General features: G+C 64.9%; 28 protein-coding genes. 18 read left to right on the forward strand and 10 right to left on the reverse strand.

The annotated features are described in order from the left end of the window. Positions 1-159: 159 nt before the first annotated feature. The 4 genes from DOM45_RS15805 to DOM45_RS15820 all read right to left on the reverse strand — a co-directional run bounded on the left by DOM45_RS15805 (position 160) and on the right by DOM45_RS15820 (position 3,183). Positions 160-924 carry an amino acid ABC transporter ATP-binding protein gene (locus DOM45_RS15805; RefSeq protein WP_110602022.1) on the reverse strand — a complete coding sequence of 255 codons (765 nt, stop codon included), beginning with the start codon at positions 922-924 and terminating at the stop codon, positions 160-162. Beyond that, positions 921-1,595, reverse strand: a complete 675-nt coding sequence (locus DOM45_RS15810) for an amino acid ABC transporter permease (RefSeq protein ID WP_110602023.1) — start codon at positions 1,593-1,595, stop codon at positions 921-923. Before DOM45_RS15810 ends, DOM45_RS15805 begins: the two co-directional genes overlap by 4 nt. A gap of 1 nt (position 1,596) precedes the next feature. After that, positions 1,597-2,262 carry an amino acid ABC transporter permease gene (locus DOM45_RS15815; RefSeq protein ID WP_110602025.1) on the reverse strand — a complete coding sequence of 222 codons (666 nt, stop codon included), beginning with the start codon at positions 2,260-2,262 and terminating at the stop codon, positions 1,597-1,599. 81 nt (positions 2,263-2,343) lie between these two features. After that, positions 2,344-3,183 carry a transporter substrate-binding domain-containing protein gene (locus tag DOM45_RS15820; RefSeq protein WP_110602027.1) on the reverse strand — a complete coding sequence of 280 codons (840 nt, stop codon included), beginning with the start codon at positions 3,181-3,183 and terminating at the stop codon, positions 2,344-2,346. Between the two features lie 166 nt (positions 3,184-3,349). Here DOM45_RS15820 and DOM45_RS15825 point away from each other — a divergent pair, with 166 nt between their 5' ends. The 3 genes from DOM45_RS15825 to DOM45_RS15835 all read left to right on the forward strand — a co-directional run bounded on the left by DOM45_RS15825 (position 3,350) and on the right by DOM45_RS15835 (position 6,622). Beyond that, positions 3,350-4,120: an IclR family transcriptional regulator gene (locus DOM45_RS15825; protein ID WP_110602028.1), complete on the forward strand. Its 771-nt coding sequence runs from the start codon at positions 3,350-3,352 to the stop codon at positions 4,118-4,120. 23 nt (positions 4,121-4,143) lie between these two features. Next, a complete protein-coding gene (locus tag DOM45_RS15830) occupies positions 4,144-5,364 on the forward strand; it encodes an amino acid deaminase (RefSeq protein ID WP_110602030.1) in 1,221 nt (406 codons plus the stop codon). 517 nt (positions 5,365-5,881) lie between these two features. After that, complete coding sequence (locus tag DOM45_RS15835; protein ID WP_110602032.1) at positions 5,882-6,622, forward strand: DUF481 domain-containing protein; 741 nt, start codon at positions 5,882-5,884, stop codon at positions 6,620-6,622. 82 nt (positions 6,623-6,704) lie between these two features. Here DOM45_RS15835 and DOM45_RS15840 read toward each other — a convergent pair whose 3' ends face one another. Further along, entirely contained in the window at positions 6,705-7,502 is a 798-nt protein-coding gene (locus tag DOM45_RS15840) for an SDR family NAD(P)-dependent oxidoreductase (RefSeq protein WP_110602034.1), read from the reverse strand. Between the two features lie 209 nt (positions 7,503-7,711). Here DOM45_RS15840 and DOM45_RS15845 point away from each other — a divergent pair, with 209 nt between their 5' ends. Further along, on the forward strand, positions 7,712-9,769 hold the full coding sequence (locus DOM45_RS15845) for a TonB-dependent receptor family protein (RefSeq protein ID WP_110602036.1): 2,058 nt from the start codon (positions 7,712-7,714) through the stop codon (positions 9,767-9,769). 86 nt (positions 9,770-9,855) lie between these two features. Continuing rightward, positions 9,856-10,035 (forward strand): hypothetical protein, encoded by a 180-nt coding sequence (locus DOM45_RS15850; protein WP_110602038.1) that lies wholly within the window; start codon positions 9,856-9,858, stop codon positions 10,033-10,035. 78 nt (positions 10,036-10,113) lie between these two features. On the opposite strand, the gene serA is transcribed toward DOM45_RS15850, so the two are convergent. Beyond that, positions 10,114-11,364: a phosphoglycerate dehydrogenase gene (gene serA / locus DOM45_RS15855; RefSeq protein WP_110602039.1), complete on the reverse strand. Its 1,251-nt coding sequence runs from the start codon at positions 11,362-11,364 to the stop codon at positions 10,114-10,116. A gap of 390 nt (positions 11,365-11,754) precedes the next feature. On the opposite strand from serA, the gene xseB reads away from it, so the two are divergent. From xseB to DOM45_RS15880, 5 genes are all read left to right on the forward strand, one after another. Further along, positions 11,755-12,033: an exodeoxyribonuclease VII small subunit gene (gene xseB, locus DOM45_RS15860; RefSeq protein ID WP_240612428.1), complete on the forward strand. Its 279-nt coding sequence runs from the start codon at positions 11,755-11,757 to the stop codon at positions 12,031-12,033. After that, positions 12,023-12,913, forward strand: a complete 891-nt coding sequence (locus DOM45_RS15865) for a farnesyl diphosphate synthase (RefSeq protein ID WP_110602041.1) — start codon at positions 12,023-12,025, stop codon at positions 12,911-12,913. The genes xseB and DOM45_RS15865 overlap by 11 nt, the downstream gene beginning before the upstream one ends. Before the next feature lie 17 nt (positions 12,914-12,930). Beyond that, positions 12,931-14,904: a 1-deoxy-D-xylulose-5-phosphate synthase gene (gene dxs, locus DOM45_RS15870; RefSeq protein WP_110602044.1), complete on the forward strand. Its 1,974-nt coding sequence runs from the start codon at positions 12,931-12,933 to the stop codon at positions 14,902-14,904. 7 nt (positions 14,905-14,911) lie between these two features. Beyond that, on the forward strand, positions 14,912-15,688 hold the full coding sequence (gene djlA, locus DOM45_RS15875; protein ID WP_110602046.1) for a co-chaperone DjlA: 777 nt from the start codon (positions 14,912-14,914) through the stop codon (positions 15,686-15,688). A 100-nt stretch (positions 15,689-15,788) separates the two neighbouring features. Continuing rightward, positions 15,789-16,385, forward strand: coding sequence for a methyltransferase domain-containing protein (locus DOM45_RS15880; RefSeq protein ID WP_110602048.1), 597 nt, complete (start codon positions 15,789-15,791; stop codon positions 16,383-16,385). On the opposite strand, the gene DOM45_RS15885 is transcribed toward DOM45_RS15880, so the two are convergent. Next, positions 16,386-16,970, reverse strand: coding sequence for a TetR/AcrR family transcriptional regulator (locus DOM45_RS15885; RefSeq protein ID WP_157958453.1), 585 nt, complete (start codon positions 16,968-16,970; stop codon positions 16,386-16,388). 103 nt (positions 16,971-17,073) lie between these two features. Here DOM45_RS15885 and DOM45_RS15890 point away from each other — a divergent pair, with 103 nt between their 5' ends. The 3 genes from DOM45_RS15890 to DOM45_RS15900 all read left to right on the forward strand — a co-directional run bounded on the left by DOM45_RS15890 (position 17,074) and on the right by DOM45_RS15900 (position 18,337). After that, positions 17,074-17,391 (forward strand): DMT family transporter, encoded by a 318-nt coding sequence (locus tag DOM45_RS15890; protein ID WP_110602051.1) that lies wholly within the window; start codon positions 17,074-17,076, stop codon positions 17,389-17,391. Then, the gene (locus DOM45_RS15895; protein WP_205909481.1) at positions 17,391-17,720 is read left to right on the forward strand and encodes a DMT family transporter; all 330 of its coding nucleotides are present in this window, start codon (positions 17,391-17,393) and stop codon (positions 17,718-17,720) included. Before DOM45_RS15890 ends, DOM45_RS15895 begins: the two co-directional genes overlap by 1 nt. Positions 17,721-17,830: 110 nt before the next feature. Beyond that, entirely contained in the window at positions 17,831-18,337 is a 507-nt protein-coding gene (locus tag DOM45_RS15900) for a DUF421 domain-containing protein (protein ID WP_110602053.1), read from the forward strand. Positions 18,338-18,366: 29 nt separating this feature from the next. On the opposite strand, the gene DOM45_RS15905 is transcribed toward DOM45_RS15900, so the two are convergent. Further along, positions 18,367-20,226, reverse strand: coding sequence for an ABC transporter ATP-binding protein (locus DOM45_RS15905; RefSeq protein ID WP_110602055.1), 1,860 nt, complete (start codon positions 20,224-20,226; stop codon positions 18,367-18,369). 306 nt (positions 20,227-20,532) lie between these two features. Here DOM45_RS15905 and soxR point away from each other — a divergent pair, with 306 nt between their 5' ends. Beyond that, complete coding sequence (gene soxR, locus DOM45_RS15910) at positions 20,533-20,988, forward strand: redox-sensitive transcriptional activator SoxR (RefSeq protein WP_110602057.1); 456 nt, start codon at positions 20,533-20,535, stop codon at positions 20,986-20,988. Positions 20,989-21,020: 32 nt separating this feature from the next. On the opposite strand, the gene trhA is transcribed toward soxR, so the two are convergent. Both trhA and ribA read right to left on the reverse strand, forming a co-directional pair. Then, entirely contained in the window at positions 21,021-21,707 is a 687-nt protein-coding gene (trhA, locus tag DOM45_RS15915) for a PAQR family membrane homeostasis protein TrhA (protein ID WP_110602059.1), read from the reverse strand. Positions 21,708-21,868: 161 nt separating this feature from the next. Continuing rightward, positions 21,869-22,504: a GTP cyclohydrolase II gene (gene ribA / locus DOM45_RS15920; protein ID WP_110602060.1), complete on the reverse strand. Its 636-nt coding sequence runs from the start codon at positions 22,502-22,504 to the stop codon at positions 21,869-21,871. Between the two features lie 136 nt (positions 22,505-22,640). Between ribA and hemE the strand changes: the two genes are divergently transcribed. The 4 genes from hemE to DOM45_RS15940 all read left to right on the forward strand — a co-directional run bounded on the left by hemE (position 22,641) and on the right by DOM45_RS15940 (position 25,939). Beyond that, on the forward strand, positions 22,641-23,756 hold the full coding sequence (gene hemE / locus DOM45_RS15925; RefSeq protein WP_110602062.1) for a uroporphyrinogen decarboxylase: 1,116 nt from the start codon (positions 22,641-22,643) through the stop codon (positions 23,754-23,756). Continuing rightward, a complete protein-coding gene (locus tag DOM45_RS15930) occupies positions 23,728-24,222 on the forward strand; it encodes a thiol-disulfide oxidoreductase DCC family protein (protein ID WP_157958454.1) in 495 nt (164 codons plus the stop codon). Before hemE ends, DOM45_RS15930 begins: the two co-directional genes overlap by 29 nt. Further along, positions 24,219-24,620: a VanZ family protein gene (locus tag DOM45_RS15935; protein ID WP_110602063.1), complete on the forward strand. Its 402-nt coding sequence runs from the start codon at positions 24,219-24,221 to the stop codon at positions 24,618-24,620. Before DOM45_RS15930 ends, DOM45_RS15935 begins: the two co-directional genes overlap by 4 nt. Positions 24,621-24,910: 290 nt before the next feature. Continuing rightward, positions 24,911-25,939: an amino acid ABC transporter substrate-binding protein gene (locus tag DOM45_RS15940; RefSeq protein ID WP_110602065.1), complete on the forward strand. Its 1,029-nt coding sequence runs from the start codon at positions 24,911-24,913 to the stop codon at positions 25,937-25,939. Positions 25,940-25,973: the final 34 nt, after the last annotated feature.

A 25,973-nucleotide genomic window follows, 5' to 3' on the forward strand; every position in this document is an offset into this window, starting at 1 on the left:
CTCCTTCGGCATCACTTCGGAGGCGACTCTGTTCTGATACTTTCTAACCTAGAAATATTTTATTTGAAAGTTATTACCGTGCCTGCGGCGAAGAATCCCGCCCAAAGTCGTAGACACGGCTGCCCCCGAGCGACTCCAGGAGTCAGGCACGAGAAAGCGCTAGAACGACGACGTCTTGAGAAACGCTTGCAGACGTGGCGAGTCGGGGTTCAGGAACAGTCGCTGGGGCGGCCCCTGTTCGGCGATTCGACCGTCCTCCATGAATACGACCTTGTCGGAGACGTCCCGCGCGAATCGCATTTCGTGGGTGACCAGCACCATGGTCATGCCTTCCTGGGCGAGGGATCGAATCGTCTCCAGCACCTCGCCGACCCGCTCCGGGTCGAGCGCGGACGTGGCTTCGTCGAACAGCATCACCTTGGGGCTCATGGCGATCGCCCTGGCGATGGCCACGCGCTGCTGCTGGCCGCCGGAGAGCTGGGACGGCCGATGATCGCGCCGCTCGAGCATGCCCACCCGGTCGAGCCAGTGATCGGCCAATTCGATCGCCTGAGGCCTCGGCATGCCCCGGACCTTGGTCAGGCCGAGCGTGACGTTATCCAGCGCACTCATGTGGGGAAACAGGTTGAAGGCCTGGAACACCATGCCGGTCATCGCTCGCTGACGCGCGACTTCCCGCTCGCCGATGCGGACCCGCTGGCCACGGCGGAGGTGATAGCCAATCGCCTCGCCACCGATCAGAACGTCGCCCTGGTGAAACTCCTCGAGCAGGTTGAGGCAGCGCAGCAGGGTGGTCTTGCCGGAACCGCTGGCGCCGATGATCGATACGACCTCGCCCTCGGCGACGGTGAAATCGATGCCCTTCAGCACCTCGAGCTCGCCGAAACGCTTGTGTAGATCGCGCACTTCCACGATAGGGGTCATACCGCTCTCCTCGTCGGTTGGTCGAGACGCCGACCGATGAAACGCCCGACCTGCTCGATGGCGAAGTCGATCAGGAAATAGATCACCCCGGCCAGCAGGTAGAACTGCATGTTGAGAAAGTTGTTGCTGATGATCTGCTGGGTCGTGAGCAGCAGCTCGGCGACACCGATCACCGACAGCAGCGTCGAGGCCTTCACCATCTCCACCGCGGCGGTGATCCAGGTCGGCAGGGCGTAGCGCAACGCCTGGGGGAACAGGATGTAGCGGAAGATGCCGCCGAAGGTGAGGCCGATGGCGCGGCCGGCTTCGATCTGGCCGCGCGACAACGACTGCAGGGCGCCTCGCAGTATCTCGCTGACATGGGAGGCGCAGAACAGCGTGAGTGCCAGCGCGCCGGCCTGGAAAGCGTTGAGGTTCAGACCCACGGCGGAAGAGACGTAGAACGTCGCCAGTACCAGAACCAGTACGGGCGTCCCGCGGATGATGTCGATGTAGAGGCGAGCTGGCCATCTGAGCGGCTTGCCACCGTAGGTGACGGCAATGCCGATCACGATGCCGAGCACGGTGCCGGCCAGAATCGCGATCAGTGATACGGCGAAGGTGATCGCCGCGCCATGCAGCAGCGCGTCGCGATTGGCGACCACTTCATTCAGGAAGTAATCCCATTCCATGTCAGTTTTTCTCCAGCACCAGTCGCTTCTCCATTGCCCTGAGCACCAGCGTGATGGCGTAGCAGCAGACGATGTAGAGCAGCGAGGCGACGAGCCAGACCTCGATCACCCGGAAGGTCTCGGAGTTGATCTTGCGGGCATAGAACGTCAGTTCGGGGACCGCGATGGTGGCGGCCAGCGAGGTGTCCTTGAACAGCGAGATGAAGTTGTTGCCGAACGCCGGCAGGGCGTTGCGAAACATGATCGGCAGCACGATGTAGCGCTTGATTCGGAATGACGTCAGCCCGATCGCCTGTCCGGCTTCGGTCAACCCTTTGGGAACGCTGAGCAGCCCGCCACGGAAGACCTCCGCCATGTAGGCACTGGCGTAGAGCGACAGGGCCACGATGAAGCTGGTGATCTTGTCCAGCGACAGCCCGAGTTGCGGCATGCCGAAGAACAGGAACAGCACGATCACCAGAATCGGCAGATTGCGAAGGATCGATATCCAGGTAAAGGCCAGGCTGCGTAGCCAGGGGCTGGGGGCGCGGCTGGCAAAGGCCACGACCAGCCCCAGCACGGAGCCGATGGCGATCGACACCAGCGCCAGCAGCAGGCCGAGGCCGAGGCCGCTGAGCAGTACCGGCCACTGATCCAGGATGGGGGCGAAGTTGAAGTGATAGTTCATGTCAGTCCATCCGCTCGGGGAAGCGGTTCGGGAGGGCATTGCCGGGCCAGAGGCCGCCCGGCAACGCCGGCGGGCCGGGGGTCAGCGCATTTCGGCGGGGAAGCCGGTCTGCGGTGCGGGAGGACGCTCGCCGAACCACTGTTCGAACGCATCGGCATAGCGCTGGAACTCGACGCCGTACATGGCTTCCTCGAGGGTGGTATTGACGAAGTTCAACCAGCGCTGGTCGTCCGGCGAGACCGCGCAGGCATAGGATTGCGGGTTCCAGCTGTAGCCGGCATCGACATAGCGTCCGGCGTTGTTCTTCATGTACCACTTCAACGTCGACAGATCGGTGGCCACGGCATTGGCGCGACGTGAGTTGAGCGCCTGGTAGATCAGGTTCTGGCTCTCGTACTGGTCGACCTTCGCCTGTGGCAGCGCCTGGTGAACCATCTCCTCGGCATAGACGTTCTGCAGCACGGCGATCGTGATGTCGCTGCCGGCCGCCTTGAGCGCGTCGTAGTCGGCATAGTCGCTACCCTTGAGCATCAGCAGGCCGACGCCTTCCCGGTAGTAGGGCACGGTGAACGCCACCTGCTGGGCGCGGGCCGCCGTGACCGTCATCCCCTGGCAGGAGATGTCGACCTTGTTGGTCAGCAGGTTGGGGATGCGGGCATCCGAGGACTGGTTGACGAAACGGACCTTGCTCGGATCGTTGAACAGGCCCTGGGCCAGAATGTGGCCGATATCGGCATCGAAACCGACGGTCTGGCCGTTGTCGGTGAAATGCCAGGGCGGATTCGAGCTGCCGGTGCCGACGATCAGTTCGCCGCGGTCGAGTACCGTCTGCAAGGTATCGGCCTGGGCGGTCGCGGCGGCAAGAGAGGGGATGAGGGTGAACGCCGCAACGGCGCCCAGCGCTTTGAGGATCGTTTTCATGGAGTGGACTCGTCTTGTTGCTGTTATTTGTCCGATATATCGGACCGTTGTCCGATTTATCGGATGAAATTATACTGCACCCATCCATCGCCCCTGCGCAAGTGGGTTTTCCGGCCGCAGGCGAGGGCCGCTAGACTGAGGCCCAGACAGCCATCGACGAGGTGATATGAGCCGTTCCAGTACTACATCGACGCCGCGAGCTCGTGGCGTCGATCGCGTCATCTCGCTGTGCGAGCAGCTGCACTTGCACCGTCAACCGATGACGCCGAAGGAGTTGATGGCGGCCACCGGCGCGCCGCGATCGAGCGTCTACGAGCTGGTCAACCTGCTCAGTGAAGCGGGCTGGCTGGAGACGGAGAGCGACGGCCGGATCTTCTTCGGCCGGGCAATGCACTACTTCGGTCTCGACTATGCCGACCACAACGATCTGCTGCGCCGTGCCCGGCCCGTGATGCGCCAGTTATCGGCGCGTTTCGACGAGACCACCCAGCTGTGCATGCTCGATGGTGACAAGTACACGGTCATGCTCAACGAGAACGGCGCCCGGCCTTTTCGTATCAGCTCCGAAGTCGGGGTGAAGGTGCCGATTCCCTGGACCGCATCCGGCCGGGTGCTGCTCGGCGGCATGAGTCGGGAAGCGATGCTGGAGCTGATACCAGAGGAGGATTTCACGCTTCCCAGCGGCGAGCGCATCGATGTCGATGGGTTCATCGCCGATATCGAGTCGACGCGTCGCCGGGGTTACGCCCTGACCGAAGGGCTGGTCGACAGTTTCGCCTGCTGCATGGCCGTTCCCATCCACGAGGGTTCCGGTCCAGCCCTGGCCACGCTCTGCTTCACCGTCGGCCGTGACGCCGACGAAGCGCGCCGTGAAACCCTGCTTACGGCCTTGCGCGAGGCATCCTGCTCGCTCTCCCGCGAGACCGCCCCCCGCTGACATCCCCATCCGGAGAACAGATCATGAACAAGACGACTCCCCCGGCAACGCGGCAGAAAGGGACCCCAAGGTCGACGCCTGCCCAGCTGCTGACCGACGTGCCACTGCCGGCGGCGGCGATACTCGAGACGCCGCTGGCCCACAACCTGGCATGGATGCAGCGCTTCGCCGATGACCACGGTGCCAAGCTCGCTCCTCACGGCAAGACCACCATGGCGCCAGCGCTGTTTCAGCGTCAGCTCGAGGCGGGGGCCTGGGGCATTACCCTGGCCACGGCGGTGCAGACGGTGGCGGCGCATGCCCATGGCATAGCGCGGGTGTTGATGGTCAATCAACTGGTCGGTCGGCCGAACATGGCGCTGGTGGCGGATGCCATCGAGGCGGGCCTGGAGTACTACTGTGTGGTCGACGGCGCGGACAACGTTCGCGACCTGGGGGCATTCTTCGCCGCCAGGAACCTGACACTGAACGTACTGGTCGAGCTGGGTATCGACGGCGGCCGCTGTGGTTGCCGTGATGCCGAGCAGGTCGACGCGCTAGTGGCGGCGATCGCCGCCGAGCCGGCGCTGGCGCTGGTCGGCATCGAGGGTTACGAGGGCATGATCGGCGGCGACGACGAGATCGCCGCGGTACGCGCCTACGGCGAGCGGCTGGTCGATACCGTCAAGACGCTCCGCGCCAGCGGCGCACTCCAGCGCGAGGCGCCGATCGTCACGGCCTCCGGCTCCAAGTGGTTCGATCTGATCGCCGAAGCGTTCGACAAGGCGGAGCTGCGCGAGCACTACACGCCGGTGCTGAGACCGGGCTGTTACGTGGTTCACGATCACAAGCTCTATGCCGGTGCGATGGAGGCGATCAAGGCCCGTGATCCGGCGCTCGAGGGCGAGTTGGAGCCGGCACTGGAAGTGTTCGCCCATGTTCAGTCGCTACCCGAGCCGGGCCTGGCGATCATCGCCCTGGGCAAGCGCGACATCGGTCACGAGCCGGACCTGCCGTTGCCGCTCCGTCTCTATCGCCGGCACGACGATGACATTTCGGCGCCCGTCGACATCCGCTCGTGGCGAACGACGAAGATCATGGATCAGCACGTCTTTCTCGAGATTCCCGACAGTGCCGAGGTTGCGGTTGGCGATGTCATTGCCTTCGGCACTTCGCATCCCTGCCTGACCTTCGACAAGTGGCGGCGGATGCTGCTGGTCGACGATCGACTGGCGGTGAAGGCGGTGATCGAGACCTGCTTCTGATTGACGCTGCCGCATTCGCCATTAAAAAAGTGGAAATGGTTTCCATAAATATTGACGCCCGGTCGTCGCTCGCTTAACTTGGCAGCCATGAGCGGCGATGACGGGTGGGTCTCGTTGTCGACGGCACTCTCTTGACAGGGTGCATCGCGTGTCCGGCCGACGAGCCGGTTCGGCTCTCTCGCGATGCATCTCCCGAGCGCTCTTCCGTCGGGATGAGACCTAACGAATCATTGACGGAAGTTTGTGGCGAGCCAATGGCTCGCCTTTTTTATATCTCGCCCGTCGATGTCCTGCTCGCGCCGGGGCGGGCGCCACGAATTCGCGGGGACGCATGAATTCGCAGGGAAATAAGGAGTAAAACACTGTTCGGTTGTTTCCTCGTCCTGGGTTACGTCTAATGAAAAGCGCTGACGTCAATTCGACGGATGGCGCGTTTCGACTGCCACAAGAGGCCGACAGTGTGAATCATCAAGGACGACAGCCCGCTCAGGGACATTCGCGGCGCCTGAGAACGCTCATGGCCGCCAGTCTGGGCATCGCGGGTCTGACCGGTGCCGGCATGGCGCAGGCCCAGCTCGAGGATTTCGAGGTCATGGACAATCCGGCGCAGGCGGAGAAGCCTTTCGAGGGAACCGCCGAACTGGGCTACAACAAGATCAGCGGCAACAGCAACAGCGAGAGCCTGCGTGCCGGTGTCGACATGACCTGGTTCCGGCAGGCGTGGTCCTACAGTTTCAAGGCGGCTGCCAAGAGCGCCAGCGACAACGACGAAACCTCGGCGGAGGAGTATCTGGTCGCCGGGCGGACGCGCTACAACCTCTCTGCCTCCAACTACCTGTTCGGTCTGGCCCGCTGGGACAAGGATCGCTTCTCCGGCTACGACTCCCAGTCGACCCTGGCCGGCGGCTACGGGCGCCAACTGCTGAGCGGTCCGCCGCACTCGCTGGCCGTGGAGATCGGCCCGGGCGTGCGTCACGACGAGTACGAAGAGGGCGGCCACGACAACGTCGGCCTGCTCTATGCCGGGCTCGACTACGACTGGCAGTTCTCGGAGACGTCGAAGTTCTCGCAGTCGCTGGCGACAGAGGCTTCCGACGAGAACATCATCGGGCGCTCGGAAACCGCCTTGACGGTGGCGATGAACGACACGCTGGCGCTCAAGGTTTCCTACGAGGTCGAATTCAACGACAGCCCACCGCCGGGTGCGTCCAGCCAGACCGATACCGCCACGGGGGTGTCGCTGGTCTACAACATGTGATCGGCCGGCGCAGAGATGCCGAACCAGAACGGGGCTGCGGCCCCGTTTTTCATGGCAGCGCTTGGGTGGGGCGCGATTCGACTCAATTCTGGACCGAGATGACCGAGCCGCCGTCGACCCTCACGTTGCTGCCGTTGACGAACGAGGCGTGCTGCGACACCAGCATGGTGATGACGAAGGCCACCTCGTCGGCTTCGCCGCGGCGCTTGGCGACGATCCCGGGGCGCTCCTCCTCCAGAAAGCTCTCGATCGCTTCCTCGAAGGTGCAGCCGAGCGCTTCGGCGCGCTGCTTCATCATGCCGTCGGTCATCGGCGAGGCGACGAAAGCTGGCGCAACCGTGTTGCACAGCACCCCATTGGCGGCTTCCTTGTAGGAGAGATTCTTGACGAATGTGCTGAGCGCCGCCTTGGCGGTATTGTAGACCGCCTCCTCCCAGTAGGGCTGGATGGTGTTTTCCGAGGTCAGGCAGATGAAGCGCCCCCAGTCGCGGTCGCGCATCGGCGGAATGGTCGCTCGCGCCAATCGGACCGCCGAGAAGAAGTCGATCTGCCAGGCGTGTTCGTAATCCTCGTCGCTGAGTTCCAGCGGGTCGCCCTTGGCTCCGGTGACGCCTGCGGTATGGACGACGATATCGATCGCGCCGAAGCGTTCGACGCCTTGGCGAACCAGCGCATCGATGTCGGCCTGATCGGTGACGTCCGCCACGATGCAGAGCGGGTCGCCATCGAGCTCGGCGGCAGCGCGGGAGAGCGCCTCCGAATCGAGATCGCTGAGAACCAGGTTGACGCCTTCGGCGGCGAGCGATTTGGCCGTGGCCAGACCGATACCGCCCTGAGCGCCCGTGATCAGCGCCGTTTTACCGCGAATCGCCAGATCCATGATCAAGCCTCCTTGCCTAATGCGGGATGGGTGCGAAGGGATACCGAGTTCGCGCCTCCAGCATGGTCGAGCTTGTCGGTTCCCGCCAATCCCGTTCTGGACGGATCGCCTTGCGGGGGCGGGCTGGAGACGCAAGAATGGGGCTTCTCACGCCAGCTCGTGATTCAAGCCGCGGGAAAAGCGGCGACATTCTGATTGCAGGGAACGCCATGACATTCCGTTATCTCTCGACGGCGCTGACTCTCGGTGCCGCCATGCCCGGCGTCGTGCTGGCACAGCCCGCGCCGGCAACTGCTTCGTCCGGCGCGCAGCCGGTGATCGAGATCACCGCGCCACGGCTTGCCCGTGAGCTTTACGCGACGCCTGCCGCGGTCTCGGTGGTCGATCGCGACGAGATCCAGCAGGGCCAGCAGCGCGTCCGTCTGGACGAATCGTTGGTCACCGTTCCCGGTCTCTTTCTGCAGAATCGCGACAATTTCGCCCAGGGGCAGCGGATCTCCATCCGCGGCTTCGGCGCTCGTGCGCCCTTCGGTGTGCGCGGGATCACCGTTGTCGTCGACGGCATTCCCTATACCCTGCCGGATGGCCAGGCCCAGCTCGATGCCATCGATCTCGACAGCGCCGAGCGCATCGAGGTGATTCGGGGCCCGGCGGCCGTCCAGTACGGTAACGCCGCCGGCGGTGTGATCAGCGTGACGACCGCCGATGGCAGCGATGACCCGGGTAGCCATGTCCGTATGGAAGGCGGCAGTGACGGTTATCGGAAGTACGCGGTCAGCAACGGCGGGGTGAACGGGCCGTGGTCCCACCACGTCAGCGTGTCGGCGCTCAATGTCGATGGCTACCGCGATCACAGTTCGACCGAGAAGTACCTGCTCAACGCCAAGCTGCGCCGCGAGCTGGGCAGCGATCGTGCGCTGACGGCGATCGTCAACCTGCTCGACAATCCGCGCTCGGAAGATCCGGGCGGCTTGACCCGCGAGCAGGTCCACGAGGATCGCGATCAGGCGGGGCGCTTTACCGAGGCCTACGATACCGGCCAGTCGGTCGATCAGCAGGTGCTGGGGCTGCAGTACGAGGATCTGTCGGCCGGTCCCGGGGAGTTCTACCTCAAGGGGTTCTATCTCAAGCGGGATTTCGAACAGCAGTTGCCTTACCCCGGCGATAGCCTGATCGACTATCAGCGCGACTATTACGGCGCCAGCGCCGAGTACCACCAGACATTGAGCGTGGGCGACATGCCGCTGCGCTATGTGGCGGGGCTCGACCTGGCGCGTCAGCAAGACGACCGCGGGCGCAAGAACGTCGCCTTCAATGGCGATGTCACCGGCAAGGTCGCCGACGAGACTCAGACGGCCACTTCGGTCGGTACCTTCCTGCAGGGCGATCTCGATCTCACCGAGCGCTGGACCCTGTCACTGGGGGGGCGCTACGACCGGGTCGATCTCGATATCGATGACGACTATCTCAGTGACGGCGACAACGGCGGCGACCGGACCTTCCATCAATGGAGCGGCTCGGCCGGGTTGAGCTATCGCTATCGCCGCAACCATCAGGTCTACGTCAATACCGGTACCGCCTACGAGACGCCGACCTTCTCCGAGTTCGCCAATCCCGCCGGCATCGGGGGGTTCAATCCGGATATCGAGCCGCAGAAATCCTGGAGTCGCGAGCTCGGCCTGCGCGGCAATTTCGACAACGGTCTCGACTACGACGTGGCGCTGTTCTCGGTGCGCGTGCGCGACGAGCTGGTGCCCTACGAGGGCGATGATGGACGCACCTTCTACGAGAACGCCGGCGACAGCGATCGTGACGGACTCGAGGTCGCGCTGGGCTGGCAGTTCGATCCGAGCTGGCGAATCGACAGCGCCTTGACGCTGGCCCGCTACGAGTTCGACAGCTACGCCAGCGAGGCGGGCGACTACGGTGGCAATCGCATCCCCGGCCTGCCGGAGCAGACCTGGGTCAATCGATTGACCTGGCAGGGGCTGGATCGGCGCTTCGCGGCGCTCGAGACGCAGTACGTCGGCGATATGGTGGCCGACAACGCCGGCGACGTTCACGTCGGCGACTACTGGCTGGTCAACCTGCGCGGGGGGGATGGCTGGCGTCTGGGCGGCGATACCGTGCTCAACCTCTACGGCGGCGTTCGCAACCTGTTCGACGTCGAGCATTACGCCAACGTGCGTATCAATGCCAGTAACGACCGCTATTTCGAGCCGGCACCGGGGCGAACGGTCTATGCTGGTATCGGAATCGACTTCTGAGGCATCGCCGGCCGATGCCACGAGGTGGAAAATACCAGAGCGGCGACGGCGTATCGCCGCCATCATCGATGATTCAAGGAACCGTTATGCGCACTCTCGTCCCGTTTGTCGGAGCCCTGGTCCTGCTCTCCCTCGTCAGCGGCTGCACGTTCAACCGCTACAACGATGGCCAGCGCGAGGTGAAGCCCGGCGTGCCCCAGGAAGGGCCGACCAGCAACCCGGCAGACGCCTCCCGCGGCCAGAATGGTACCGGCGAACTGCCCTAGGCGGCGGTGATTTCCGGGACCTGACGCAACAAGCCGCCCGCGGGCGGCTTGTCGGTCGACGGTACACCGAGGCGACGATCAGGCCTGATAGTCGCTCTCGGAGTAGAGTACCCGCAGGCGCAGGGTGTGGTTCACCTGCTTGAGCGCTTCCAGCGCCTGCTTGCCGTAGGCCTTGTCGACGTCGATGACGACGTAGCCGACCTTGTCGTTGGTCTGCAGGAACTGGCCGGCGATGTTGATGCCGTTCTCGGAGAGTACGCGGTTGATCTCGAAGAGCACGCCGGGCACGTTCTCGTGGATATGCAGCAGGCGGTGCTTGTCCGGATGCGACGGCAGTGCCACTTCGGGGAAGTTGACCGAGGTGATGGTGGTGCCGTTGTCGGAGTAGGTGACCAGCTTCTCGGCGACCTCGATGCCGATGTTCTGCTGGGCTTCCAGGGTCGAGCCACCGATGTGCGGCGTCAGGATCACGTTGTCGAGCCCGCGCAGCGGCGAGGTGAACTCTTCGTCGGCACCCTTGGGTTCGACCGGGAAAACGTCGATTGCCGCGCCCAGCAGCTTGCCGCTTTTGAGCGACTCGGCCAGCGCGTCGATATCCACGACCGAACCGCGCGAGGCGTTGATCAGGATGCCGCCCTGCTTCATCAGCGCGACCTGTTCGGTACCGATCATCCAGCGGGTGGAGGGCAGGTCCGGCACGTGCAGCGTGACCACGTCGGCGCGGGCGAGCAGCTCTTCCAGGCTGCCCACCTGGCGCGCGTTGCCCATGGCCAGCTTGGTCACCACATCGTAGTAGAGCACGTCGAAGCCGAGCCCTTCGGCGAGCACGGAGAGCTGGGCCCCGATGCTGCCGTAGCCGATGATCCCCAGTGTCTTGCCGCGCGCCTCGTGGGAGTTCTTGGCCGACTTGAGCCAGCCGCCCTGGTGCGCGCGGGCATTCTTCTCGGGAATGCCGCGCAGCAGCATGATCGTCTCGGCCAGGACCAGCTCCGCCACCGAGCGGGTGTTGGAGTAGGGCGCATTGAACACCGGGATGGCGCGCTTGAGCGCCGCATCGAGATCGACCTGATTGGTGCCGATGCAGAAACAGCCGACGGCGGTGAGCCTTTCCGCCGCGGCGAAGACCCGCTCGGTAAGCTGCGTCCGGGAGCGAATGCCGATGAAGTGCACGTCGCGGATCTTGTCGATCAGATCCTCTTCGGTCAGCGACGTGGAGAGCGTCTCGATACTGGTGTAACCCGCGTTCAGCAGCGTGTCCACGGCGGACTGATGAATGCCCTCGAGCAGGAGGATCTTGATCTTGCTCTTGTCCAGAGACGTCTTGGCCATTGGTGGATCAACCCTTCTTCATCGGCTTGTGGCGACGGTGGCATGACGAGCGGCGTCGCATTCATGGGAAGATCTGGCGACCCGGGGCGGGGAGCCCCCGACTCGGTGGCGCCAGCGGGCGCATAGCTTAACACAGGCACCGCCGGGCACGATGAAAATGACGCGGCTTCGACGTGAAGCGGATGCATTGTCAAGTGCGCTGCCGAGCCCGGCATGGGCGGTCGCGAGGCCGCCGTGCCGGATTTGCCGCCGGGGGCAGACGCCCCCCCGGGGCGGCGGTGTATACTGGGAAGCCGTTTCCGAACTGGCGTGGCGTTATCCGGACGTTCGCGCCTCGATGAGAGCTCCCGGCGCCATCTGGATGGCCGCGAGCGATGACACGAGAGCCCCATGCCCGACAAGATGGCTGACAAGGACGTTTCCCAGGACGACCCCAAGGATTTCGCCGCGACGCTGGATCGACTCGAGACGCTGGTGGCGCAGCTCGAATCCGGCGAACTGACGCTGGAAGCCTCGTTGAGCGCCTTCGAGCGTGGCGTCCGGCTGACGCGAGATGCCCAGCACCGCCTCGACAGTGCCGAACTTCAGGTTCAGGCCCTGCTCGAGCAGGGTGATGGCAGCCTGCAGTCCGTGCCGTTCGAGACCCGGGAGCCGGACCATGAGCGCTGATCAACCCGGCGTCGCGGCGGTGATCGACGCGGCGCGGTCACGCAGCGAACACGTGCTGACCGGCTGGCTCAATCGCCAGAACGGCAGCTGCGCCACTCTCGACGATGCACTCCGGTACAGCGTGCTGGGCTCCGGCAAGCGGCTGCGTCCGGTGCTGGTTTATCTCGCCGGCCGTGCGCTCGGGGCCGAGGACGACGCGCTGGATGCGCCGGCGGCGGCGATCGAGATGATCCATGCCTATTCGCTGGTTCACGACGATCTGCCGGCGATGGATGACGACGACCTCCGCCGCGGCCGACCGACGGTCCATCGCGCCTTCGACGAGCCGCTGGCCATTCTGGCCGGCGATGCGCTGCAGACGCTGGCGTTCGAGGCGCTTGCCTCCAGGCCGCACCCGCGGCTGGCGGCCCTGATCACCACGCTCGCCCAGGCCGCCGGTCGGGATGGCATGGCGGCGGGGCAGGCGATCGATCTCGGTGCCGTGGGCGCCCCGATGGATCTCGCCGCACTGCAAATGATGCACCAGCACAAGACGGGGGCGTTGATCCGTGCCGCCGTGCGCCTGGGCGCGCTGGTCGCGGTCGAGGAGTCCGATCCCAGGGTGGCGGCGCTGGACAATTACGCCGCGGCGATGGGGCTGGCGTTCCAGATTCACGACGACGTGCTCGACGTCACCGGCGACACCCGGACGCTGGGCAAGACCTCCGGCGCCGACGCGCGCCGCGACAAACCGACCTATCCTGCTCTTCTCGGTGTCGCACAGGCCCGTGAGCGCGCGCTCCACCTGCTCGACGAGGCGCTCGAGGCCCTGCAGCCGCTGGGCGAGGCAGGCCTGCCACTGGCGGCTCTGGCCCGTTTCATGATCGATCGCGATCACTGACCCGGTAACGACATTTTATGAAGCTGTTCGATGAAATTCCCACTCGGCGCCCATTCACCCCGCTGCTCGACACGCTCGAGTCGCCTGCGGGCTTGCGCACGCTGTCGCTGACCCAGCAGCGACAGGTCGCCGACGAGCTGCGCGCCTACCTGCTCTACAGCGTAGGCTGCAGTGGCGGCCATTTCGGTGCCGGCCTCGGCGTCGTCGAGTTGACCGTGGCGCTGCACCGTGCGCTGGAAACGCCTCACGATCGCTTGCTGTGGGATGTCGGCCATCAGGCCTATCCGCACAAGATCCTGACCGGCCGCCGCGAGGCGCTGGCGAGCATCCGCCAGTATGGCGGCCTGGCGGCGTTCCCGCGGCGTGAAGAGTCGCCGTTCGACACCTTCGGCGTCGGCCACTCGAGCACCTCGATCTCGGCAGCGCTGGGCATGGCGCTGAGCGCCCGGACCAAGGGCGAGAAACGTCGTGTCTGCGCGGTGATCGGCGACGGCGCGCTGACCGCCGGCATGGCGTTCGAGGCGCTGGCCCACGCCGGCCACGTCAACGCCAACCTGCTGGTCGTGCTCAACGACAACGAGATGTCGATCTCGGAAAACGTCGGTGGCATGGCGAGCTACCTGACCCGGATCCTGACCAGCAAGCCCTACACCGCCATGCGCGAGAACGGCAAGCGGGTCCTGTCCCATCTCCCCGGCGCGCTGGAGCTCGCCCGGCGTACCGAAGAGCACGTCAAGGGCATGATCAGCCCGGCGACGCTGTTCGAGGAGATGGGCTTCAACTATCTCGGGCCGATCGACGGCCACGATCTGGCGGCGTTGAACCAGGCGCTGGAGACCGTGCGTGATCTCGACGGCCCGCAGTTTCTCCACGTCCGCACCCGCAAGGGGCGTGGCTTTCGTCCGGCGGAAGCCGACCCGATCGGCTTCCATGCGATCACCAAGCTGGAAAAGACGCCACCGCCGCCGCCGCAAGTGGATGCCATCACACCGCCGGCGGCTGCCATGAGCGCTGCCGGGGCGCCGGCGCAATCCACCCCGCGTCCGAAGCCGAGGAAGTATTGCAACGTCTTCGGCGACTGGCTGTGCGACATGGCGGCGGAGGATCCGAGACTGATCGGGATCACGCCCGCGATGCGCGAGGGCTCGGATCTGATTCGTTTCTCGCAGACCTATCCCGAGCGTTACTACGACGTGGCGATCGCCGAGCAGCATGCGGTGACGCTGGCGGCGGGCATGGCCTGCGAGGCGATGAAGCCGGTCGTCGCGATCTATTCGACCTTCCTGCAGCGCGGCTACGACCAGCTGATTCACGATGTCGCCGTCCAGCACCTCGATGTGACCTTTGCCATCGACCGCGCCGGTCTCGTCGGCGAGGATGGCCCCACCCACCACGGTGCCCTGGATCTCTCCTATCTGCGCTGCGTGCCGGAGATGATCATTCTGGCGCCGGCGGACGAGGCCGAGTGCCGCGCGATGCTGTCGACCGCCTACCACCATCCCGGCCCCGCCGCGGTGCGCTATCCGCGCGGTACCGGGCCCGGCAGCGAGCTGCCGACGGATCTGGCCGCTCGGGTGCCGATCGGCAGGGCCGAACGGCGGCGTGAATCGGCCGCGTCGGAGAAGCGCGTTGCGCTGTTGGCCTTCGGCAGTCTCAACACGCCGGCGGCCGAAGTCGCCGAGCGGCTCGATGCGACGCACCTCAACATGCGCTCGGTCAAGCCACTGGACCGGGAGGCGATCCTGGCGGCCGCACGGGATCACGACCTGCTGGTGACGCTGGAGGAGAACGTGGTGGCCGGCGGCGCGGGCAGCGCCGTCAACGAACTGCTGGCGGCGGAAGGCGTCGAGGCCCAGGTGCTCAACCTGGGCATTCCCGATGCTTTCGTCGAACATGGCAAGCCCGCCGAGCTACTGCGCGATTGCGGCCTGGACGCCACGGGAATCGAGGCCGCCATCCACCAACGCTTGAACACCAACAACGACCGATAGGACTTTCATGTCAATTGCCATTCTGATCGGCGCCGTCATCGGCTATCTCTTCGGCAAGCTGCCGGGCCTTCTGATCGGTGCCGCCATCGGCTGGTGGATCAGCCGCAAGCTGCGCAGCTCGCTGGTGGGGCGGGTCGTCAATATCCAGCACCAGTTCCTGGAGTCGACCTTCGCGGTGATGGGGTGCGTGTGCAAGGTCGACGGCCATATCACCCAGGACGAGATCCGCACCGCCGAGATGCTGTTCGATCGCCTCAATCTGAGCGGACAGATGCGCGAGCGGGCCAAGGCGGCCTTCAATCGCGGCAAGTCGCCGGAGTTCGACCTCGACGCCGAGGTGGAAACGGTGCGCCGCGTTACCGGCGGCCAGCGCGCGCTGCTGCAGGTGTTCCTGCAGGTGCAGCTGGCGGCCATCGCCGCCGACGGCCAGATGCACCCCGCTGAGCACGACATGCTGCTTCGCGTGGCCCGGGGCCTCGGCTTCTCCGAAGCGGAGATCCAGCAGATCGAAGCGATGTTGCGCGGTGGCGCCCAGCAGGGGGCCGGCGGGGCGAGCAGCGGTCAGTCGCTGGAGGACGCCTATCGCGTGCTGGGCGTCTCCGAGGATGCCTCCGATGCCGAGCTCAAGCGCGCCTATCGCAAGCTGATGAGCGAGAACCATCCCGACAAGCTGGCCGGCAAGGGCTTGCCCGAGAGCATGCGCGAGATGGCCAAGGAGCGGACCAGCGAGATCAGCAACGCCTACGATCTGATCAAGAAGACACGGGAGCAGCGCGCGGGCTGAAGCCGTCCCGCGCCGAGATCGGACGCTATTGTCTCGTGGCAGGTAACACGCTTAGATAGAGGTACGAACGCCGAGACTCCCACCACAGGGACGTGACTGGATGCCAGCGAAGGCCGATCTCTACCGCACTGCCGCCCGCATGCTGGGCACGATCGACAAGAGTGGATGGATACTGCGTTACCGCTACGGCGACCGGAGACTGCTCGAGGACGTGGTGTTGCCCGCGCTCGACCGCGACCCGGCGGTGGAGTCGCTGCTGCTCGTCGGGTGTGCCTGGTATACCCGCCACTATCCGGCGCTGCTGCCGCGCAAGCGGGTGATGACCATGGAGATCGATCCTGCCAAGGCGGCTTTCGGTGGTGACCCGCACATCGTCGCGAACATGACCGACATCACCGAGCACATCGCTCCGGCAAGCCTCGATGCGGTCATCTGCAACGGTGTACTGGGATGGGGGCTGGACGAGCCCGACGCGGTGGAGACGGCTTTTGCTGGCGCGGCGGTCTGCCTCAGGCCCGGCGGCCTGTTCCTGCTGGGGTGGAACGACATACCGCCGCGTAACGACTGCCCGCCCGACTCCATCGCCGCGCTGGATGGATTGGAGATCGCCGACATCCCCGGCCTCGACACCCACTCGCTGGTTGCCCTCGAGCGCAACCAGCACTGCTATCAGGCGTATCGCAAGCCCGAAGGCTGATCAGTCCGCCTTCACGCCCGCCCAGAATACCGACCAGACGCCTTCGAACCGGCGCTCCAGTTCAGGTCTTTCATACATGAAGGTCTCCGATAGCAGCCCGTCGACGACGCAGTAGAAGGCGGCGACGAAGTGATCGTCAGCCAAGGTCTCGCGCAAGGCGCCGGTTCGGTGCCCTGCCTGGACGAAGGCGAGCAGGCGCCGATCGATTCGTGATTCGCCCTGCTCGGTGATCGCCTCGGTCTCGGCGACGAGGTCGTGGGGAGGAAACAGCAGGAAGCGCTTGTAGAAAACGCCTTGATGCTCACGATAGGCAAAGGTGGCGCACTGCTGCAGCAGGTGTCGCAGCCGTCGTTCGAACGGGGCGTCCGCCATCTCGGCCAGGCTGGCGTCGATCAGCGCGATCATGTCGTCGTCGGCGTCGCGGGACAGCTCCAGGAACAGCGCGGCCTTGCTGTCGAAGTGATTGTAGATCGAGGGCTTCTTGATGCCCGCTGCGGAGGCGATCTGGGCCAGCGTCGTGGCTTCGTAGCCGTGGCGGGCGAACAGCGAGAGGCCGATCTGCTTGAGGCGGTCGCGGGTCTTCAAGGGTCGTCTTCCAGTGGGGTAGAGGGCGTAGCTTGCCAAGTTTGATGGGGTGAAATAAACTAACGACCGTTAGTTAGTCATTCTTTGCCGATGGGTGCAAGTCATGATGCGACCGCAGTGGATCATCCTGCCGCTGGCGGGCCTGGCCGAGGTCGGCTGGGCAGCCGGCCTGAAGCATGCCGAAACCGTGCCGGACTGGGTGCTCACCGTCGTGCTGGCGGTCACCAGCCTGTGGCTGGCCTCGCGGGCGGTGCGCTACATGCCCACCAGCACCGTCTATACGGTCTTCGTCGGCCTGGGCGCGGCGGGCACGGCCGTCGCCGACTGGCTGCTGTTCGGCGTGGCGTTTCACTGGCCGGTCTTGGCCTTCATCGCGCTGCTGCTGACCGGCGTGATCGGATTGCAACGGGTGAGCGACTGATGGAACCGACCACACTGCACTGGATCGCCCTGCTGGTGTCGGGCGCTTTCGAGATCGTCGGCGTCGCCGGCTTCGATCGCCTCAATCGCGGCCAGCGTCTGCACGGCCTGCTGCTGCTCGTCGTCGGTTTCGGCAGTTCGCTGGGCCTGCTGTCGATCGCCATGCGCTCGATCGACATGGGCGTGGCCTATGCCATCTTCACCGGGATCGGCACCCTCGGCAGCACGCTGATGGGCATGCTGCTGTGGGGTGAGTCGCGCAGACCGCTGCGCCTCGCCTTCGTGGCGATGATCGTCTCGGCGGTGGTGGGGCTGAAACTGGTGAGCTGAGTCGTTCTTGATCGAGAGCCTGTGCTGGGATCGGGGCGTCACGGCTGGCGGCATCGGCACAAGCCGCCTAGGCTGACAGATCGCTGCTCACTCGTTCACGGGGTTCGTTCATGCCGCCTGTCCTGCACACCATCGTCGTCGGCATCATCAGCTATCTGGTCCTGATCGCCATCATCCGACTGTCCGGCAAGCGTACGCTATCGAAATGGAATGCCTTCGATTTCGTGGTCACCATCGCCTTGGGGTCGACGCTGTCGACGGCGCTGGTATCCACGCAAGTATCGCTGGCGCAAAGCATCACCGCCTTCCTGTTGATCGTGCTGTTGCAGTTCGCGATCACGTTCACGTCCGTCCGTTCCCGCGCGATCAAGAACCTGGTCAAGTCGCAGCCGACGCTGCTGCTCTTCCAGGGGTGTTTTCAGCAGGCGACCATGACCCGGGAGCGCGTCGCCGAAGCCGAGGTTCGCGCGGCCATCCGCGAGAACGGCATCGCCGACGTCGAAGGCGTCCATGCCGTGGTGCTGGAGACCGACGGCACCTTCAGCGTGATTCCGGACGCCGGCCGCAGCGACTCGGCGCTGCAGGGGGTATCGGGACTGCCCTCCTACCGGAGCTGACCGCGCCGGCTCCCACCGCGCGGCCTGGCTCAGCGAACCTCCTGTGTCGATGGCGGCGCGGCTTCCGCTTCCAGGAAGCCGCCGGACTGGCGCCGCCACAGCCGCGCGTAGAGACCGTTGTGGCGGATCAGTTCGGCATGGCTGCCCTGTTCGACGATGCGTCCTTGCTCCATCACCACCAGCCGGTCCATGGCCGCGATGGTGGAGAGCCGGTGAGCGATGGCGATCACCGTCTTGCCCCGCATCAACTGGTCGAGATTTTCCTGGATCGCCGCCTCGACATCGGAGTCCAGCGCCGAGGTGGCCTCGTCGAGGATCAGGATCGGCGCATCCTTGAGCATCACCCGGGCGATGGCGAGCCGCTGGCGCTGGCCGCCCGAGAGCTTGACCCCGCGCTCGCCGACATGCGCCTCGAACCCCTCTCGACCGTGAACGTCGCGCAGTGACTCGATGAAGTCCGAGACATGGGCCTGCTTCGCCGCCTGCCAGGCCATCTCGTCGCTGGCGTCGGGGCGACCGTAGAGCAGGTTGTCGCGCACCGAGCGGTGCAGCAGCGAGGTGTCCTGGGTGACCATGCCGATCTTGGCGCGCAGGCTCTCCTGGGTGACCTCGGCGATATCCTGGCCATCGATGCGGATGGCGCCGCCCTCCAGCTCGTAGAAGCGCAGCAGCAGGTTGACCAGGGTCGACTTGCCGGCGCCGCTCGGGCCGATCAGGCCGATCTTCTCGCCGGGCCGGATGGTCAGCGACAGGTCGTCGATCACGCCGCCGCCCTTGCCGTAGTGGAAGCGGATATGGTCGAACGCGATCTCGCCGCGATCGATGGCGAGCGGCCGAGCCTCGGGTGCGTCCTCGATCTGGCGCGGCAGCGACAGCGTCGCCATGCCGTCCTGGACCGTGCCGATGTTCTCGAACAGGCCCGAAACCTCCCACATGATCCACTGCGACATGCCCCACAGCCGCATCACCAGGCCCAGCGCCACGGCGACGGCACCCACGCTGATCGACTCCCCCAGCCACAGCGCGATGGAGAGCCAGCCGACACTGAACAGCAGTAGCGCATTGAGCAGGTAGAGCATTCCGTAGAGCCCTGTCACCAAGCGCATCTGACGGTACACGGTGACCAGGAAACCGTGCATGCCCTCCTTGGCGAACGACGCCTCCCGCTGGGCGTGGGAGAACAGCTTGACGGTCTGGATGTTGCTGTAGCTGTCGACGATGCGCCCGGTCATGCGCGAGCGGGCATCGGCCTGGGATTTCGACACCCGGCCCATGATCGGCACGAATACCCGCAGCAGCACCAGGTAGCCGGCCAGCCAGGCCACCAGCGGCATCGCCAGGCGCCAGTCGGCATTGCCCACCAGCAGCAGCGTGCCCAGGAAATAGACGCTGACGTAGTTGAGCACGTCGAACAGCTTGATCACGCATTCGCGCACGGCCAGCGAGGTCTGCATCACCTTGGTGGCGATGCGTCCGGCGAACTCGTCCTGGTAGAAGTGCATCGACTGGCGCAGCAGATAACGGTGCGCCTGCCAGCGGATACGCATGGGGAAATTGCCCATCATCGTCTGCTGCTGGAACAGCGAGTGCAGCCACACCATGCCGGGCAGCAGGATCAGCACCACGAAGGCCATGCCGGCCAGTTTCCAGCCCTGGCTGGCCAGGAACGTCTCCCGATCCTGGGCGGCAAGCCAGTCGACGATGTTGCCCAGAAAGCCGAACATCCACACCTCGATGCCGGCGATCAGTGCCATCAGCGCCGTCGCCGTCAGCAAGTAAGGCCAGGCACCCCGAGTGTAGTGGAGGCAGAAGGCGACCAGGGTATCGGGGGGACGCTGAGGTTCCTGGGGCGGAAAGGGATCGAGGCGGTTTTCGAACCAGCGAAACATGGCAATCCTGGAGTCTGGTTTCATGATCGGGGCGACGACTCGCGAGCGCGGTCGTTCGGTCGCCCGGGGGCAGCCTTGATTGTACGCCGGTTCGGCTACCCTGGAGTCATCGATTGGCCCCTGCGTGACCTAGCTTTACTGCCGGAGACGAGGGTAACCACGGCAGCTGGCGGCGGTCGAGCGTGTCGAGAACTGCCCCGGCTCGGCGGTTGAGGCGTATCGGATGGCATGGTGTCGCTCGCTTGCGAGAAGGTTGGAATCGCTGCACTCTAATTCCTCAAGCAAGCTTGAGGTCAAGCGTGGAACATGACGACGAGAGCACCGCGGAGGGGGGCGATCTCCGCCACCAAACAGGCTTTGAGCGTCGGTGATGTGGCCCGGCGAAGCGGCGTTGCGGTATCGACGCTGCACTTCTACGAGACCAGGGGGTTGATCCACAGCTGGCGCAACGCCGGCAATCAGCGGCGCTATACCCGAGACGTGCTGCGCCGTGTGGCGGTGATCAAGATCGCCCAGCGTACCGGTGTGCCGCTGACGGAAATCCGCGAGGCACTGGCAGCGCTACCCGACTCGCGCACCCCCACGGCGGCGGACTGGCGGCGGCTGTCGGAGCGCTGGCGCGCGGCCCTGGACGAGCGCATCGCCCAGCTCACCCTGCTGCGCGACCAGCTCGATGGCTGTATCGGCTGCGGTTGCCTGTCGCTGTCGCAGTGTCCGTTGCGCAATCCGGGCGACGTGCTGGGCGGTAACGGGGGCGATTGATAGCGTCTGGAGCGAGATCGCCGGAGGCCAGTTCAGGTCTCGAACGGCAGCACTGCGGTGTAGACGGCCAGGAAGTGACAGACGCTGCCGCCGATCACGAACAGGTGCCAGATCGCGTGATGGAACGGGATTGCCCGGATGGCGTAGAAGATCACGCCCACGGTGTAGGTGATGCCGCCAGCCACCAGCAGGGCGAGGCCGTTGGGGGATAGCTGGGCGGTGAGGCTGTCGGAGGCGATCAGGATCAGCCAGCCCATGATCAGGTAGATGAACACGCGCAGTATGTCGAATCGATGGGGCCAGATCAGACGCAGCGCGATACCGCCGAGTGCCAGGCTCCAGATGACGGCAAACAGCGCCCAGCCCATCGGCCCGCGCAGGTTGACCAGCAGGAAGGGGGTGTAGGTGCCGGCGATCAGCAGGTAGATGGCGCAGTGATCGAAGGCCTGGAAGACGCGCTTCAGGCGCTGGCCGCGAAAGCCGTGGTAGAGGGTCGAGGCGGTGTAGAGCAGCAGCAGGCAACTGCCGTAGAGCGAGACGCTGACGATCTTCCAGGGGTCGACGTGGGCGGCGACGCTGGCGAGCACGATCAATACGATCATGCCGACGAGACTCAGCGCCGCGCCGATGCCGTGGCTGATGCTGTGCAACCACTCCTCTAACCGGGAGAATTCGTCGGGTTCATGCGCGCTGGCGGACGCTGGCGGCTGATCGGACATGATTTTCGAGACCTCACTGTTCGAGGCGGCTGCCACTACGGCGGCAGAATTCGGAAAGCTGTCTCTTATGTGACTGAATCGAGACCTCGGCGTTCAGTCTGTGTGGCCATGATGACGCCAATATGACGCCGGCAGAAGTTCGCGGGTGAGGAAGCGGTCGTTCAGGCGTCGCGTTCTATATCCACGTCGCTGGCGGGCGTGAAATCGTCGAGATCCATCATGTGGTCGAGCTTGCCGACCTTGGTGGTCAGGTAGTGCTCGTTGAACGGGTTGCGACCGGTGGTGATCGGCAGGCGCTCGTGGATCTCGACGCCATCCTGGCTCAGCGCCTCGACCTTGCGCGGGTTGTTGGTCATCAGCCGCAGCGACCGAATGCCCAGATGTTCCAGCATCGGCACACAGATATCGTAGCGGCGCTGGTCGGCACCGAAACCCAGGCGCTCATTGGCTTCGACGGTGTCGGCGCCATCGTCCTGCAGCGCATAGGCACGGATCTTGTTGAGCAGGCCGATGCCGCGGCCTTCCTGACGCAGGTAGAGCAGGGCGCCGCGCCCCTCGTCGGCGATCCGCTTGAGCGCTTCCTGAAGCTGATAGCCGCAGTCGCAGCGCATCGAGAACAGGGCATCGCCGGTCAGGCATTCGGAGTGCACCCGCGCCAGCACCGGTTCCGACGTGGTGACGTCGCCAAGGGTGAGCACGACGTGCTCCTTGCCGGTGGCCTCTTCCTGGAAGCCGTGCAGCATGAACGTCGCCCAGGGAGTGGGTAGTTGCGATGCGGCGATGAAGCGGATCGTCACGATGACCTCGCGGTAGGAGGGGCTCCGGCGTCGAATGCTGGCCGAGAGCGCCGGACAATTAAAAAGGGCGGCATTATAACAGGCCTGGCGGCCGATCCGTTACAATGCCGGCAAATCTCGAACGCAAAAGGCCGTCATGACTCTGTCCCGTGATTCCCAGTCGCAGGCGCTTTCCGACGCTGTCCAGCCGCCGGCGCTGCATAACGACCGCCTGCTGCGGGCGCTGGCCCGCCAGCCGGTGGACCGCACGCCGGTCTGGATGATGCGACAGGCGGGCCGCTATCTGCCGGAGTATCGTCAGACCCGGGCCCACGCCGGCAGTTTCATGGATCTGTGTCGCAACGCCGAACTGGCCTGCGAGGTAACGCTGCAGCCGCTCGAGCGTTATCCGCTGGATGCCGCCATTCTGTTCTCGGATATCCTGACCATTCCGGACGCCATGGGGCTCGGGCTCTATTTCGAGACAGGGGAAGGCCCCAAGTTCCGCAAGACGGTGCGCTCCGCCGCCGAGGTGGCCGCGCTGAGCGCGCCGAACGCCGAGCGCGATCTCGACTACGTGATGAACGCCGTCTCCACGATCCGTCGCGAGCTCGGTGGCCGGGTGCCGCTTATCGGCTTTTCCGGTAGCCCGTGGACGCTGGCGACCTATATGGTCGAAGGCGGCTCGAGCAAGGATTTCCGCCACCTCAAGGCGATGCTCTACGGGGACCCCGACACCCTTCATGCGTTGCTCGGCGTACTCGCCACCGCGGTCACCGACTACCTGAATGCCCAGATTCGCGCCGGCGCCCAGGTGGTGCAGATCTTCGACACCTGGGGCGGGGCATTGTCGACGCCGGCCTATCGCGAGTTCTCCCTGGCCTACATGCAGCGCATCGTCGATGGCCTGATTCGCGAGCACGACGGCCGCCGGGTGCCGGTCATCCTGTTTACCAAGAACGGCGGGCAGTGGCTCGAGTCGATCGCCGACAGCGGCTGCGACGCGGTGGGCCTGGACTGGACCACCGAGCTGAGCGACGCCCGTCGGCGCGTCGGCGAACGGGTGGCGCTGCAGGGCAATCTCGACCCCAACGTGCTGTTTGCGCCGCCGTCGCGGATTCGCGAGGAGGTTGCCCGCATCCTCGAAAGTTTCGGCCCGGGCGAAGGTCATGTCTTCAACCTGGGACACGGCATCAGTCAGTTCACCGATCCGGATCACGTCACGGCGTTCATGGATGCCCTGCATGAGCTCAGCCCCGCCTATCATCGATGAGTCCGCTGGCGGCGAGGGCGGCAATGGCCTGCTGCTGTTCGATGCCGACTGCCCGTTCTGTCGGCGTTCGGTTCGCTGGCTGCTGGCCCGCGAAAGGCCGGACAGCCGGCTGCGCATCGCGGGGCTGGAGGGCTCGGTCTCGCATCGGCTCGGCGAGCATTTCGGCATCGACTTCGCGCATTCAGACAGCATCTGGTGTTTCGCCGACGGCGAACCCCGCCGTAACAGCGATGCCGTCTGGCGCCTGGCCGCCCGGCTGCGGGGTGGTTGGCAGCGACTCGAGTGGTTGCGCTGGATTCCGCGTCCTCTGCGCGATGGCGGCTACCGTCTCGTCGGCAACCACCGGCATCGACTCTCGTCGCTTGGTGCCGCGCGTCTCGAGGATCATCCACGCTGGGTGAATCATCTTTCTGCCGGGCTCTGCCATCGCTGCGGGCTGCCTGGCGAACTGGCGGACGAGCCATGAAAGCCGGCCGCCGCCGAGAGTGGGACGACGCTGGGCCATCGCGCTGGCCAAGAGTGGCCGCGGTGGTGGCGACGCTGGTCTGGGCGGCGGGGATCGCCTGGGGAAGCTTGAGTCCCGCTCAAGAGTTGCCGCAGCACCTGCCCTGGGACAAGCTCAACCACTTCATCGCCTACGCCGGCCTGGCGCTCGGGCTGCGTCTCTCCGGGTGCCGCTGGCTGTCGGCCTGGCTGGCGGCGGTGACATTCAGTATCGCCATCGAATACCTGCAGCTCTGCGTGCCGGGGCGTCAAGGCGGTGACTGGGACGATATTCTCGCCAATGCGCTCGGCGCCAGCGTCGCCCTGGGCGTGTCATCGATCGGATCGCGGTACCGACGCGGTCGCGGAATTCAACGTTAGTCGAATCAAGCACCAGGGTCTCCCGGCGGGCATGGGTCCGGGAAGGATCTTCAGCGCGGGCACCACCATGGTGCAGGTGTGTTATTTAGGCACTGTTTTGAAACAATTTGTTGTCATTTCGGCGCCCCGGGCGGTCCGCCGAACTCGATGTGGGCAGGATCGTCGAGGCTAGGGTAGCGTTGAAACAGGGTTTTACGGCCCTCGGCGCGAAAGTGGAACGAACTTTGCTAATTTCATCTGGGCATGTTCCGGCATGCACTCAAATGATAATGCGAGGGAGTTGATTCCATATGCGCCACAAGAACAAAAGCCTGATCGTACTGCCAGCCGCCATGCTTGCCGCGGCTGCCGTCACCCAAGTTCAGGCTGCCACTCTGGATGATGTCAAAAGCAGCGGCGAGTTCACCTGTGGTGTCAGCACGGGGCTGACCGGGTTCTCGTCTCCCGATGAAAATGGCAAATGGACCGGTATCGACGTTGAAGTCTGCCGTGCCGTTGGCGCGGCCGTTCTGGGCGACCCGGAAGCCGTTGTTTTCTCCCCGCTGACCGCCAAGGAGCGTTTCACCGCGCTGCAGTCCGGTGAAGTCGACGTGCTGTCCCGCAATACGACCTGGACCGCCACCCGCGACAACTCGCTGGGGCTGAACTTCACCGGGGTCAACTTCTATGACGGCCAGGGTTTCCTGGTGCGCAAGGATCTCGGCGTCAAGAGCGCCAAAGAGCTGGATGGCGCTTCCATCTGCGTGCAGGCCGGTACCACCACCGAACTCAACATGGCCGACTACTTCAAGGCCAACGACATGCAGTTCCAGCAGGTCGCCTTCGATACCTCCGACCAGACCGCCCAGGGCTTCGACAGCGGCCGCTGCGACGTGCTGACCTCCGACTCCTCGCAGCTGGCCGCCCTGCGTCTGCAGCTGGCGGATCCGGACGGTGTCGTGATTCTGCCGGAACGGATCTCCAAGGAGCCGCTGGGCCCGGTCGTGCGTCAGGGCGACGATCAGTGGTTCAACATCGTCAAGTGGACGTTGTTCGCCATGCTCGACGCCGAAGAGCTCGGCATCACCAGCGAGAACGTCGACGAAATGCGCGAAACCCCGCCGAATCCGGACGTCGCCCGCCTGCTGGGCAAGGACGGCAACTTCGGCGAGCAGATGGGCATCAGCAACGACTGGGCCTACAACATCGTCAAGATGGTGGGCAACTACGGTGAGGTGTTCGACCGCACCGTGGGCGCCGACTCGCCGATGGGACTCGAACGCGGCATCAACGCACTGTGGAACGACGGCGGCATCCAGTACGCACCGCCGGTTCGCTAAGCGTTACCTCGTGCTCTCGACACCGCGCCCCTTC

Source organism: Salinicola lusitanus, assembly GCF_003206045.1.
In the GTDB taxonomy this organism is placed as follows: Bacteria; Pseudomonadota; Gammaproteobacteria; order Pseudomonadales; family Halomonadaceae; genus Salinicola; species Salinicola lusitanus.